The organism is Candidatus Nealsonbacteria bacterium, assembly GCA_019923625.1.
Taxonomy (GTDB): Bacteria; Patescibacteriota; Minisyncoccia; order Minisyncoccales; family RBG-13-42-11; genus JAHXGN01.
The window spans coordinates 1-12,171 of the sequence record JAHXGN010000015.1; the positions used below are offsets into that span (position 1 = coordinate 1).

The window sequence follows — 12,171 nt, forward strand, 5'->3', positions numbered from 1 at the left end:
GCTTGCCCCGTTAGAAATTCCAAACTTGAATTAAATCAAAATAATTATTTAATAATAACTTGATTAACAAAATTTCTAATGGGGTGCCCTCGAGAGGAATCGAACCTCTATCTGAAACTCCGCAAATTCCCGTTTTATCCATTAAACTACGAGGGCAAAACTCATTTAAAATTTATCATAAAATTAATCTAAAATCAATCCTTCAATTTGCTCAGGATTGATACTGAGCTTGCCGAAGTATCAAATTGACTTAAATATTTTTAGGGGATAAAATAAAATTACTTGGAGAGGTCGGATAACGGTCATTCCAATGGTTTGCTAAACCATGTCGCCTAACAGCGACTTGTGGGTTCGAATCCCACCCGTCATTCCAATGGTTTGCTAAACCATGTCGCCTAACAGCGACTTGTGGGTTCGAATCCCACCCTCTCCGCCAGGTAATAAATTATTTTTGGAGGGTTGGCAGAATGGCAATGCGCTGGTTTTGAAAACCAGTGGGCGCAAGCCCTTGCAGGTTCGAGTCCTGCACCCTCCGCCCCGCAGTGAAAATTTGACTGAGCCCTGCTCATATTTATTCGCCTTCGGCGACTGTCAAATTTCTACTACAGGGCTCCGCAACCCTAAAAAACCGGCAATGCCGGTTTTTATTTTGTTTAAATTATATTTTAAAATTATATTTATAAAAAGTAATTTAAACATTTTCAAAATTATCTTCTCCCGGTTCGGCTCTGGCTACCGCTATTCCCCAGACCTCTTTGGCGCCGGCTGTTTTTAAAACTCTGGCGCATTCCTCCATTGTCGAACCCGTGGTGTAAACATCGTCAATTAGAAAAATTTTTTTCCCCTGAATTTTATTTTTATTTTGACAAGAAAAAACACCCAAAACATTTTCTTCTCTCTCTTTTTCCGAAAGTTCAATTTGAGGCGATGTTTCTTTTATTTTAAACAAACAATTGCCGAGCGGAGAAATTTTCAGAAAATCGGATAATTCTTTTCCGATTTCCTCTGCCTGGTTGAAACCCCGTTCTTTTAATTTTCTCTTTGCTAAGGGAACAGGGATTAAAATAAAATCGGAAAAGTTGCCTCCCTTTTCAATCAATTGAAAATGAATTATTATTAAAGAAGCAAGGGTTTTTGCCAAGTCCTTGACAAAGGGCTGATATTTGAACATTTGAATTATTTTTTTGGCCAATTTATTTTGATAAGAAAGAGCAAAATATAAACCGTTTAATTTTTTCGTCTGGCATTTTTTACATTTTCCCGATTTGGGCAATCTAATTGGTTTTTGGCAAAGACAAAAATAATTTTCCGAAATTGGTAAAATCGCCCGGCAATCCTGACAAAGATATTCTCCTTCTTTGCCGCAGCTTAAACAAAAAACCGGAAAGAAAAGATTAATTAAAAATTTTTTAACCAAAAACAAAAAATTTTTCATTTACCCTAAAGATATAGATTATTTTATTATTTTATTATATAATCATAATTGATGATTTGGCTACCTTTTAAAATAAGTTCAAAAAAGGCCTTGGGCATAGAAATAGGCGCTTCTTCTATTAAGGTCGTTGAATTAAATAAAGCCGGCAAAAAAATTATCCTTGAAAACTATGCCGAGGTCTCAACCGCTGTTTTTCAGGAAAGGCCTTTCCGAACTTTTGAAAAAAACATCCTTTCTTTTTCAACAGAGGATATTGTTAAAGTAATTCGAGCAATTTTAGAAGAAACTAAAATTAAAACCAAAAAGGTTTTTTTCTCTATTCCCGATTTTACCAGTTTTTTTACCTGGTTTGATTTGCCGCCAATGACCGAAAAAGAAATCCCTCAGGCGATAAATTTTATCGCCCGCCAGCATATTCCCCTTCCTCTCTCCGAAGTAACCTTGGGCTGGCAGGTTATTGACGGTCAATTTTCGGGCCGGGAAAAAAATAAAATAAAAATTATTTTAGTGGCTGTTCCCAATGAAATCATTTCCCAATATCAGGAAATCGCTAAATTTTCCCAGTTGGAATTGGGCGCTTTGGAGGCTGAGGTCTTTGCCCTTTGTCGTTCTTTATTGAAAGAGGAAAAAAATCCGATAATTTTGGTTAAAATAGGGGCTCAAAGCACAACTTGCAGTGTTGTTGACAATTCTATTTTAAAAAGAAGTCATAACCTTGAAGTTTCGGGAAATAATCTGACTTATCTTATTGCCAATTCTTTAGGTATAAATTATAATAAAGCCGAGCAATTAAAAATAAAAATAGGTATTATTTCTCCTTCTCTTTCCGAAACCAAAAACCTGGCTCCGGAAGAGAATATCAGGGATTTAATTTTACCCTTTATTGATTTAATATTAGTAGAAGTTGAAAAAATAATAGATAATTTTTTTCAAACCGAAGAAAAAAAAGTACAAAAAATAATTTTAGCCGGAGGAACGGCTTATTTGCCCGGCCTTAAGGACTATTTTCAGGAAAAACTTAAAATTGAGGTCTCAATTGCCCAGCCGTTTTCCAATCTTTCTTACCCCCCGATTTTAGAAAACACCTTAAAGGAAACGGGTCCCGTCTATGCCGTGGCGGCTGGAATGGCTCTGCGTGGCTTGGAATAGAAAATAAACTGTAATATAATAAAATAATAAAGAGTATGATTGAAATTGTTCCCAAACCAACACCCAAATTGCCTCCTTGGCTGAATTTTTTATTTTATTTTTCAATATTTTTTTTAATTTCAGTTATTTTGGGCTATTTTCTTTTAGGTTATTTTAAAAATCAAACCCAAAAAGAAGTTCAAAAATATGAAAAATTATTAGCATTAGAAGGTGTTTTTCCGGCCGAAATCACTCTTTTGGAAAAAAAATTGAAAGTCCTTGAAAGAAAAATCAAAGATTTTTCTTTCCTAATTAAAGAACACCGCTTTAGTTCAAAAATTTTTCCTCTCTTGCAAGAACTTTGCCATCCCCAAGTTTTCTTTTCCAGTATTTCTTTTAATTTAGCGGAACAAAAAATAACCCTTAATGGTCAAGCCAAAGATTTTTCTGTTTTTAAAGCCCAGCTTATTACTTTTAGAAATGAAAAAAGAATCCGGGATTTTCATTCAGCCGGATTTTCAATTGGAGAAAGGGGGGTTATTTTATTTGATGCTTCTTTTTCAGTTGACCCCCAGATTTTTAAATAAGGAGTATAATATATATATGAATAAAACCGTGGCCATTATTATTTTTTCTTTTCTGGCTATTTTTCTTTTGGTCTTTTTGGTTTTTCCGAAATATCAGGACTTAATCAAGTGCTTTCCAAAATTGATTCAGCCCTTCCTTCGGAATTATTTTTACCCGACGTAATTAGCCACCTTCAAAAAACCAGCGCCGGAAATGGCTTAATTTTTAAAGATTTTTCTTCATTGGTTAGCCAACCCCTGAAAGAGGGTTCGGATATAAAAAAACACTCTCTTGGTCTTACTGTTGTTGGTTCTTACCCGGCTTTTAAAAATTTTCTCTCGGCTTTGGAAAAAAGCGCCAGATTATTTACAATAGAAAATATTTCTTTTTCTACTCCCGGAGAAGAAGAACTTTTCGGTTTTTCCCTTACTTTAAAATTTCATTCTTATTAACCAAATATGGCTTATTTTTATCAAAAAATAGAAAAACAAAAAAAACTCCTCTTTATTTCAGGCGGGATTATCTTGGTGACTATTTTAATAATACTCTGGTACCAGGGATTTTTTAAAATACCAGGGATTCAACCTTTAGACGAACCCGAAATTATAATGCCGGAAAGGAAAATTGAAATAAATTTTGAATTTTTAGGAAGCCAAATTTTAAAAGACCTTCAGCCCTTTGAAGAAATTACTCCCTCAAAAGAGGTTTCGGGCAGAGAAAATCCCTTTCTGCCGTATTAAATCGCCAATTTTATGACTTTAATTCGGGAATTAGTTAAAAAAGGAATTTTGGCCAAAGAAAGGGCCTTGGCTTTGGAAACCGAGATTAAAACTTCGGGTAAAAAAGAAGAAGAATTGATTTTGGAGGAAAAAATTACTTCCGAAGACCTTTTATTTAATCTCAAAAGCGAGAAATTAAAAATACCTCTTAAAAAAATAACCATTGAAGATATTTCTCTTAAGATTTTGGAAGAAATTCCCGAAGAATCGGCCAAGTTTTACAAAATGATTCCCTTAGCCATAAAGGAAAACGTTTTAGATGTGGGAATGGTTTTTCCCGAGGACTTAAAAGCCAAAGAGGTCTTAAAATTTATTAGCCGCCAGAGAAAATTTTCTTATCAAATTTTTTTAATTACCCTAACCGATTTCAACGAACTTTTAAAAAAGTACCGCAGTTTAAAAAAAGAAGTTGGTAAAGCCCTTGAACAACTGGAGGAGGAACAAGCCGAAGACAAAATAGCCGAAAGGGGCGCTTTTGGGGCAGTCGAGGTGGAGAAATTAACTGAAGATGCGCCAATTTCTAAAGTGGTAATGGTTATTTTAAGAAATGCGGTTGAGGGCGGGGCTTCTGATATCCATATTGAACCGGGTCTGGAAAAAATCAGAGTTCGCTATCGGGTCTTGGGTAATTTACATTCCTCTCTTTCTTTGCCCCTGAAAATTCATCCGGCAATAGTCGCTCGAATCAAAATCCTTTCCAATTTAAGAATTGATGAAACCAGAGCCCCCCAAGACGGCCGTTTTTCTATCAAAATTGATGATAAAAAAATTGATTTCCGGGTTTCTACTTTCCCGACTATTTTAGGAGAGAAAGTGGCTATTAGAATTCTTGACCCGACCACTGGTTTGAAAAAATTTGAAGAACTGGGATTAACAGGTCCAAATTTTGAAAAAATCAAAAAAGCTATCAAAAAACCCTATGGTATGATTTTAGCTACCGGTCCGACCGGCTGCGGAAAAACGACCACTTTGTATGCCATTTTACAAATTTTAAACAAAGAAGGAGTTAATGTTATGACTTTGGAAGACCCGATTGAGTATTTTGTTGAAGGAATTAACCAGTCCCAAGTTAGGCCGGAAATCGGTTATACTTTTGCGACCGGTCTTCGCCACATGCTCAGACAAGACCCTAATATTATAATGGTTGGAGAAATCAGAGATAAAGAAACCGCTTCTTTGGCTATTCACGCCGCTTTAACCGGTCACATAATGTTATCATCCATTCATACGACCACCTCTTTGGGAATTATTCCCCGCTTAATTGATTTAGGGATAGAACCGTTTTTAATTGCCCCAACCTTAAGCATCGGTATTGCCCAAAGATTATTAAGAACTCTTTGCCCTTTCTGTAAAAAAGAAATTAAACCCTTAAATGAAGTTCAGGACTTACTTTCAAAAGAAATTGATAATTTGCCGCTTTCAATCAAAAAAGAACTGAAGATTTCTTCCCCTTTTCTAATTTATCAGGCAGTTGGCTGTAAAAAATGTAAAGGAGAGGGATATAGGGGCAGAATTGCTGTTTATGAAATTCTTTTAATGACCGAAGAACTGGCCGAAATAAGCTTAAAAGAACCGTCGGAGAGTAGTATTGGCAAAGAAGCCAGGCGTCAAGAAATGCTAACTATGAAACAAGACGGCATTTTGAAGGTTTTGGAAGGAACGACTACACTTGAAGAAGTTTTAAGAGTAGCCGAAGAAAAATAAAATCCGGGGCCCGGCGCCCGCATGCTCGGACTTGCATACCCGAGCGAAGCGAAGGGGCGGAGATGAGGGCAAGGCCCTCAGCGACTGCCCGGCAATGTTGAAATTTATTAAATTTATCAAGATGTCAGATTATTCTTCCCAACTTAAAAGATTATTAGAAAAAGCCATTTTTCAACAGGCCTCGGATTTACATATTTGCGCCGGCCATCCGCCGGTTTTGCGGCTGGCCGGCGAATTAACTTCTTTGGTCAAAGAAAAAATAATTTCTTTTGAGGATTCCCGGGGATTGGCTTTTGAATTAATGAATGAAGACCAAAGAGAAAGATTTTTAAAAGAGAAAGAAATTGACCTTTCTTATTGTTTTGAAGGAAATTTCAGATTCAGGGTTAATATTTTTTTCCAAAAAGGCAATATTTCTTGCGCCCTGAGGTTGATTCCAACTAAAATTAAAACAATTGAAGAATTGAATTTACCTCCGGTTTTACATAAATTTACCAAATCAAGACAGGGTTTTGTTTTGATTACCGGTCCTTCCAGTCACGGCAAAAGCGCTACTTTAGCCGCCATGGTTGATGAAATAAATCATAGCCGGTCAGAACACATTATTACTATTGAAGACCCGATTGAATATATTTTTCAATCCGATAAAGCTATTGTTGACCAGAGAGAAGTTTATCAGGACACTTTAAGTTTTCCCCGGGCTTTGAAGTCTGCTTTTCGTCAAGACCCGGATGTTATTATGGTCGGAGAGATGCGAGATCCGGAAACCATGGCTATTGCCATTACAGCGGCTGAAACCGGACACTTGGTTTTTGCCACTCTTCATACCAACTCTGCCAGCCAAACCATTTATCGGATTGTTGATTCTTTCCCGAGCCAACAGCAAACCCAAATCAGAGCTCAATTAGCCGGTTCTTTGTTGGGAGTTATTTCTCAAAGATTGGTTCCTCGAATCAAGGGTGGCCTGATTCCCGTTCTTGAAATTTTGATTTCCACTCCGGCGGTGGCTAATTTAATTCGGGAAAACAAAATTCATGAAATTCCCTTGATTATTGAGACCTCGGCTGAAGCAGGTATGAATTCTTTAAATCGGGCTTTGGTTAATTTAATTAAAGCCAAAGAAATTACCTTAGAATCAGCCATTGATTATTCTTTAGATCCATCTGAATTGAAAAATTTGTTGAGATATTAAAACTAATCTATGAAATTTAATTATCAAGCCAGAACCGAAGAAGGAGAACTTCAAGTTGGGGTAATAGAAGCGGGCTCCAAAGAAAGCGTCCTTTCCATTTTAGAAAGAGGCGGACTTTATATTACTTATCTTGAAGAAGCAGAAAGAAAACCTCTTTACGCCAAAGAAATCAAAATTTTCAGACGGGTTTCCAGAAAAGAAATTGTTGTTTTTACCCGACAACTATCTATTCTATTTAAATCAGCCGTTCCCTTGGTTGAGTCGTTAAAAACCATAGGCCGCCAAAGCACTAATCCTCTTTTCCGAGAGATAATTTCTAAAATTACCGAAGATGTCAATTCCGGAAATTCTCTTTCTTCGGCCCTCCTTTCTTATCCCAGACAATTTTCTCCTTTTTTTGTCGGTATGGTTAAGTCCGGGGAAGCAGGAGGAAAACTTTCAGAATCCCTGCTTTATTTGGCCGACCATTTAGAAAGAGAACATAATCTTTTGGTAAAAGTAATGGGCGCTTTTATTTATCCGGTCTTTATTCTTTTCCTTTTTTTTATCATGGGTATTGTTATGAGTATTTATATTTTACCGGGCTTGGTTGAGATTATGGAAGGATATGGCGGAGAACTTCCCTTTATGACCAAAATGACACTTTTTCTTTTTGGAATTTTTGCCGGATATTGGTGGCTCTTTGTTATTTTGGTTATATTTTTAATAGTGGCGCTTCCTTTTTTTTCCCGAACAAAAATGGGGAAAAAATTTTTTGACCGTTTCCTTTTAAAAGTTCCTTTAATAAAGGACTTAACCAAAAAAATTTATCTTTCCCGTTTTGCCGAAAATTTAGCAACCCTGATTTCCGGGGGATTACCTATTGCCCGGGCTTTGGAAGTAACAGCTGATGTGGCAGGAAATGAAATTTACAAAAACATAATTTTAACCACTCGCGACAGAGTCAGAAAAGGAGAAACAATAAGCTCTGTTCTGGAAAAGTATCCGGAATATGTTTCCCCCCTTTTTCTCCAAATGGTTCTAGTTGGAGAAAGATCCGGTCAATTAGCCAATACCCTGCTCAATGTGGTTGAGTTTTATCAGCAGGAAGTGGAAAGGGCAACCGATAGTTTTATTAAACTTTTAGAGCCGATTTTAATTCTTTTTTTAGGCCTGTTGGTCGGAGGAGTGGTTATTTCTGTTTTCGTTCCTCTTTACGAGCTTATTGGCGGCATGGGCGCTCGTTAATTATTGACCTTGTAGAGAAATTCAAATTTACGAAGTAATCCGAAATTCCAAGGACTTGACAAAAAATTACAAAAGAAACAAAATATAAACAGACATAAAAAAGGTCGAGATAATTTTTTTAAATTAAAATAAATTCACCCTGTTAAATAATTTTGCCTTCGGCGAAATTGTCCTATTAAATAAAATCTTCGATTTTCTTTTACTTTTAGCAAAAGAATTAACAGGACATTTAACAGGGTAAAAAAATGAAAGGAATTTTTAAAGCTCAAAAGGCACATGCCCCGAGTTCATCAAAGGGTTTCACTCTTATTGAACTTTTGATTGTTATTGCTATTATCGGTATTTTGGCTTCTATTGTTTTGGTTGGCTTGGGCGGAGCCAGAGACAGGGCTAGGGATGCCCGGATTATAATGGCTATAGCCCAAATGAGAACACAGGCCGCTATTTGGGAATCACCAAGAGCAACTTTTGTTGGCCTTAGGTGTACCCCAACCCCAGCTCAGCCAGCTGAAATGGCTGGCCTTTGCGATGATATTACTGCTAACGGCGGTCATGGTTCTCCGGCTCTTGGGCCGATTCCCATCAGAACCAGCGCAAGAGAGTATTGTATTTTCAGCAGGTTAAATGCAACACCAGCTCGTTGGTTTTGCACTGATGAGGGAAGAGCGCTTGAAACCACGACCGATCCAACTACTACTTGCCCGGCCGCTGCCACTATTCTAAATTGTCCTGCTTCTTAAAGAATTTCACTGATTTTAAGGACTATAGTCAATGAACTTGACCTTGCTTCCGGGCTTATTTCTATTTTTGTTATTGGCTACGGCTCAGGTATTTAATAATAAGGCGGCTAAAACCCGCCTTATTGTAAATAAACAATTAAACAATGTTGTCTTTTTTTCAGCCCCCCTTTTTTGAACCCTTTTTTTATCCTCTTTTTTTCTTTTTCGGCTTGGCAGTCGGCAGTTTTTTGAATTGTTTAATTTATCGGCTGGAAAAAAATGAAGCCCTGTTTTGGGGCCGTTCTTATTGTCCTAATTGCCGTTATGTTTTATCTTGGCAAGACCTCATTCCCCTTTTTAGCTTCTTTCTTTTGAAAGGAAAATGCCGTTACTGCCGTCAAAAAATTTCCTGGCAGTATCCTTTGGTTGAAATATCAACGGCGGCGATATTTCTTTTAATTTTCAATTTTTTCACCCCGTTAGATAATTTCGTATCTAACGGGGCAAGATTTTCAATTTTTAATTTTCTAAACCTAATTTATTACTGGCTAATCGCTTCTTTTTTAATTGTTATTTTCGTCTACGATTTAAAACATTATATCATTCCCGACCGGATTATTTATTCTGCCATTGGAATAGCCCTAATTTTTAATTTTCAATTTTTAATTTTCAATCAATTTTCAATTTTCAAATTTTCAATTTTAAGCGGTTTAGGCGCGGCAATTTTTTTTCTGACAATAGTTTTGATTTCGGGCGGTAAATGGATGGGAATAGGAGATATAAAGTTAGCTTTTTTAATGGGATTGATTTTGGGCTGGCCGAATATTTTAGTTGCCCTATTTTTGGCTTTTTTACTTGGAGCTTTTATAGGCGCAATTCTGCTCATTAGCCGGAAAAAAACCTTAAAATCAGAGATTCCTTTCGGCCCATTTTTGGTTAGCGGCACTTTTATTTCAATTTTTTTTGGGCCCCAAATAATTTCTTTTTACTTAAACCTATTTTTAATTTAATTCCCGCTTGACAAAAATTTTCATTGAATTATATTATTTATATAGTCGATGAAGATAAATCTTCATCTCCGCCCCTTCGCTATGACGCTCGGGTACCCGAACAAAGCAAAGCTGAGCCAGGGGTGGAGAAAAGAGTTTATTTCCTTTGACTAAAAGTAATTGACTTTCAAAGGTCGCGCTTGCTAAAACAAACTTAATTCCAATCTACGAATGACATCCGAATTCTCCGAATATTTATTAGGAACATTCGGATAAGTTCGGATAATTAGGATTATATTTTTTTATGAAAATTAAACCCCTTTCAGACCATGTTTTAATTGAACCGATTAAAGAAGAAGAAAAAACCAAAAGTGGAATTTTGTTGCCCGAAACAGTAGAAAAAGAAAAACCAGAACAAGGAAAGGTTATTGCTGTTGGGCCCGGCAAAAAAACTTCTTCTGGTAAAATTATTCCCTTAGAAATAAAAGTTGGCGATAAGGTTTTATTTACCAAATACGGTCCCAATGAAATAAAGGTCGATAATAAAGAATATTTAATCGCCAAACAAGAAGACATTTTGGCGATATTTGAATAATCGTTTCAAGGTATATTATATGGCAAAACAAATTAAATATTCAGAAGAAGCCAGAAGAAAATTAAAAGCCGGAATTGATAAATTAGCCAATGCGGTTATTATTACTTTGGGGCCGAAAGGCAGGAATGTGGTTTTAGATAAGGGTTTCGGTAGTCCGACGATTACCAATGACGGGGTGACCATTGCCAAAGAAATTGAATTAGATGATAAGATTGAAAATTTGGGAGCTGAAATTTTAAAAGAAGTGGCAGAAAAAACCAATGATGTTGCTGGTGACGGCACAACAACCGCTGTTTTACTTGCCCAATCAATTATTAACGAGGGCTTAAAAAATGTTACGGCCGGTTCAAACCCCTTGGCAATTAAAAGGGGCTTGGATAAGGGTCTCAAGATAGTCATTGAAAATTTAAAGAAAGTTTCCAAACCAATTCAAACCAAAGAAGAAATCGCCCAGGTAGCGACTATTGCCGCTGAAAATTCGGAAATTGGCAATTTAATTGCCCAAATTATGGAAGAAGTTGGAAAAGATGGAGTTGTGACAATTGAGGAATCAAAAACATTCGGCCTTCAAAAAGAAATTGTTAAAGGCCTTCAATTTGACCGGGGCTATGTTTCTCCTTATATGATTACAAACCTGGAAAGAATGGAAGCGGTTTTTGAAGACCCCCTTATTTTAATTACGGATAAGAAAATTTCCAGCTTGAATGAAATTCTGCCAACAATGGAAAAAGTAGCCCAGACCGGCAAAAAAGAATTGGTCATTATTGCCGAGGAAGTAGAAGGAGATGCCTTGGCAACATTAGTGGTTAATAAACTCCGAGGCACCTTTAATTCTTTAGCAATAAAAGCGCCCGGTTTTGGTGACAGAAAAAAAGAAATGCTTCAAGATATTGCTTGCTTAACCGGGGCTCAGCTTATTTGTGAAGAATTAGGGTTGAAATTAGAAAACATTGAATTAAAACAACTTGGTTCAGCCAGAAGAGTGGTTTCAGCCAAAGAAAACACGACCATTGTTGAGGGGAAAGGAAAAAAAGAAGAAATTGAATCCAGAATAAAACAAATCAGAAGAGAATTGGAAAAAACTGAATCAGGGTTTGACAAAGAAAAATTACAAGAGCGTCTGGCAAAGTTAGCCGGCGGCGTAGCTGTAATTAAGGTGGGAGCGGTTACCGAAGTTGAACAAAAAGCCAGGCAACACAAAACAGAAGATGCTTTATCAGCCACCCGGGCAGCCATTGAACAAGGAATTGTGCCGGGCGGCGGAGTGGCTCTTTTAAGGTCTCAAGAAATTTTAGAAAAAGTAGGTGTTGAAGCCGAAGAAAAAATTGGTTTTAACATTTTAAAAAGGGCTTTAGAAGAACCTTTAAGGAGAATTAGCCAGAATGCCGGAATTGATGGTTCGGTAGCTGTGGCCGAGGTCAGAAAAATGAAACCTAATGAAGGTTTTAACGCCCAGAAAATGGTTTATGAGGACTTGGTTAAAAATGGCATTGTTGACCCAACCAAAGTGGTCAGAACCGCTCTTGAGAATGCGGTTTCTGCCGCTTCCATGCTTTTGACAACCGAGGCAGTAGTTTGTGAGCTCCCGGAGGAGAAGAAAAAAGTCAGCAGTATGCCGCCAATGGACGGAGATTATTAGACGAGTTAACTCTTTTTTGTAAAAAATGCCATAGGTTGCGCTTATGGCATTTTTATTTTGCGCGCCATTTAATATTGCAAGGACTTTAAATAATTGAAATTTTGGCTTAAAAATTGAAGAGGTAGTCGCTGAGGGCTTCGCCCTCATCTCCGCCCCTTTGCTTCGCTCGGGTAGTCGCTGAGGGCTTCGCCCTCATC

General features: G+C 37.0%; 12 protein-coding genes and 3 tRNA genes. 13 read left to right on the top strand and 2 right to left on the bottom strand.

Annotation, left to right across the window (positions count from 1 at the left end):
• Window positions 1-84: 84 nt before the first annotated feature.
• Window positions 85-156: transfer RNA gene (locus KY055_02245), tRNA-Arg, on the bottom strand.
• Window positions 157-284: 128 nt separating this feature from the next.
• Here KY055_02245 and KY055_02250 point away from each other — a divergent pair.
• Both KY055_02250 and KY055_02255 read left to right on the top strand, forming a co-directional pair.
• Window positions 285-368 (top strand) — tRNA-Ser (locus tag KY055_02250).
• Between the two features lie 85 nt (window positions 369-453).
• Window positions 454-535, top strand: a tRNA-Ser gene (locus KY055_02255).
• 156 nt (window positions 536-691) lie between these two features.
• Here the strand turns inward: KY055_02255 and KY055_02260 are convergent.
• On the bottom strand, window positions 692-1,435 hold the full coding sequence (locus KY055_02260; GenBank protein ID MBZ1345427.1) for a ComF family protein: 744 nt from the start codon (window positions 1,433-1,435) through the stop codon (window positions 692-694).
• Window positions 1,436-1,486: 51 nt separating this feature from the next.
• Between KY055_02260 and pilM the strand changes: the two genes are divergently transcribed.
• The 11 genes from pilM (at window position 1,487) to groL (ending at window position 11,974) form a co-directional block, all read left to right on the top strand.
• Window positions 1,487-2,584 carry a type IV pilus assembly protein PilM gene (gene pilM, locus KY055_02265; GenBank protein ID MBZ1345428.1) on the top strand — a complete coding sequence of 366 codons (1,098 nt, stop codon included), beginning with the start codon at window positions 1,487-1,489 and terminating at the stop codon, window positions 2,582-2,584.
• Between the two features lie 35 nt (window positions 2,585-2,619).
• Window positions 2,620-3,150, top strand: a complete 531-nt coding sequence (locus KY055_02270; GenBank protein ID MBZ1345429.1) for a hypothetical protein — start codon at window positions 2,620-2,622, stop codon at window positions 3,148-3,150.
• Window positions 3,151-3,258: 108 nt separating this feature from the next.
• On the top strand, window positions 3,259-3,582 hold the full coding sequence (gene pilO, locus KY055_02275; GenBank protein MBZ1345430.1) for a type 4a pilus biogenesis protein PilO: 324 nt from the start codon (window positions 3,259-3,261) through the stop codon (window positions 3,580-3,582).
• 6 nt (window positions 3,583-3,588) lie between these two features.
• A complete protein-coding gene (locus KY055_02280; protein ID MBZ1345431.1) occupies window positions 3,589-3,870 on the top strand; it encodes a hypothetical protein in 282 nt (93 codons plus the stop codon).
• 12 nt (window positions 3,871-3,882) lie between these two features.
• Window positions 3,883-5,613, top strand: coding sequence for a GspE/PulE family protein (locus tag KY055_02285; protein ID MBZ1345432.1), 1,731 nt, complete (start codon window positions 3,883-3,885; stop codon window positions 5,611-5,613).
• Window positions 5,614-5,734: 121 nt separating this feature from the next.
• Complete coding sequence (locus KY055_02290) at window positions 5,735-6,805, top strand: type IV pilus twitching motility protein PilT (GenBank protein ID MBZ1345433.1); 1,071 nt, start codon at window positions 5,735-5,737, stop codon at window positions 6,803-6,805.
• A gap of 9 nt (window positions 6,806-6,814) precedes the next feature.
• Complete coding sequence (locus KY055_02295) at window positions 6,815-8,032, top strand: type II secretion system F family protein (GenBank protein ID MBZ1345434.1); 1,218 nt, start codon at window positions 6,815-6,817, stop codon at window positions 8,030-8,032.
• Window positions 8,033-8,277: 245 nt separating this feature from the next.
• Window positions 8,278-8,772, top strand: coding sequence for a type II secretion system GspH family protein (locus tag KY055_02300; protein ID MBZ1345435.1), 495 nt, complete (start codon window positions 8,278-8,280; stop codon window positions 8,770-8,772).
• A 143-nt stretch (window positions 8,773-8,915) separates the two neighbouring features.
• Window positions 8,916-9,761, top strand: a complete 846-nt coding sequence (locus KY055_02305) for a prepilin peptidase (GenBank protein MBZ1345436.1) — start codon at window positions 8,916-8,918, stop codon at window positions 9,759-9,761.
• A gap of 283 nt (window positions 9,762-10,044) precedes the next feature.
• Window positions 10,045-10,335, top strand: a complete 291-nt coding sequence (locus KY055_02310) for a co-chaperone GroES (protein ID MBZ1345437.1) — start codon at window positions 10,045-10,047, stop codon at window positions 10,333-10,335.
• Window positions 10,336-10,354: 19 nt separating this feature from the next.
• On the top strand, window positions 10,355-11,974 hold the full coding sequence (gene groL, locus KY055_02315) for a chaperonin GroEL (protein MBZ1345438.1): 1,620 nt from the start codon (window positions 10,355-10,357) through the stop codon (window positions 11,972-11,974).
• The last annotated feature ends 197 nt before the right edge of the window (window positions 11,975-12,171 follow it).

What these genes read in the sequence shown, in the direction of transcription:
- KY055_02280 (MBZ1345431.1), top strand. Translation starts at nt 3,589, where the DNA reads ATGGCTTATTTTTATCAAAAAATAGAAAAACAAAAAAAACTCCTCTTT.
- KY055_02300 (MBZ1345435.1), top strand. Translation starts at nt 8,278, where the DNA reads ATGAAAGGAATTTTTAAAGCTCAAAAGGCACATGCCCCGAGTTCATCA.
- KY055_02270 (MBZ1345429.1), top strand. Translation starts at nt 2,620, where the DNA reads ATGATTGAAATTGTTCCCAAACCAACACCCAAATTGCCTCCTTGGCTG.
- pilM (MBZ1345428.1), top strand. Translation starts at nt 1,487, where the DNA reads ATGATTTGGCTACCTTTTAAAATAAGTTCAAAAAAGGCCTTGGGCATA.
- KY055_02295 (MBZ1345434.1), top strand. Translation starts at nt 6,815, where the DNA reads ATGAAATTTAATTATCAAGCCAGAACCGAAGAAGGAGAACTTCAAGTT.
- KY055_02305 (MBZ1345436.1), top strand. Translation starts at nt 8,916, where the DNA reads ATGTTGTCTTTTTTTCAGCCCCCCTTTTTTGAACCCTTTTTTTATCCT.
- KY055_02285 (MBZ1345432.1), top strand. Translation starts at nt 3,883, where the DNA reads ATGACTTTAATTCGGGAATTAGTTAAAAAAGGAATTTTGGCCAAAGAA.
- KY055_02310 (MBZ1345437.1), top strand. Translation starts at nt 10,045, where the DNA reads ATGAAAATTAAACCCCTTTCAGACCATGTTTTAATTGAACCGATTAAA.
- groL (MBZ1345438.1), top strand. Translation starts at nt 10,355, where the DNA reads ATGGCAAAACAAATTAAATATTCAGAAGAAGCCAGAAGAAAATTAAAA.
- KY055_02260 (MBZ1345427.1), bottom strand. Translation starts at nt 1,435, where the DNA reads ATGAAAAATTTTTTGTTTTTGGTTAAAAAATTTTTAATTAATCTTTTC.
- KY055_02290 (MBZ1345433.1), top strand. Translation starts at nt 5,735, where the DNA reads ATGTCAGATTATTCTTCCCAACTTAAAAGATTATTAGAAAAAGCCATT.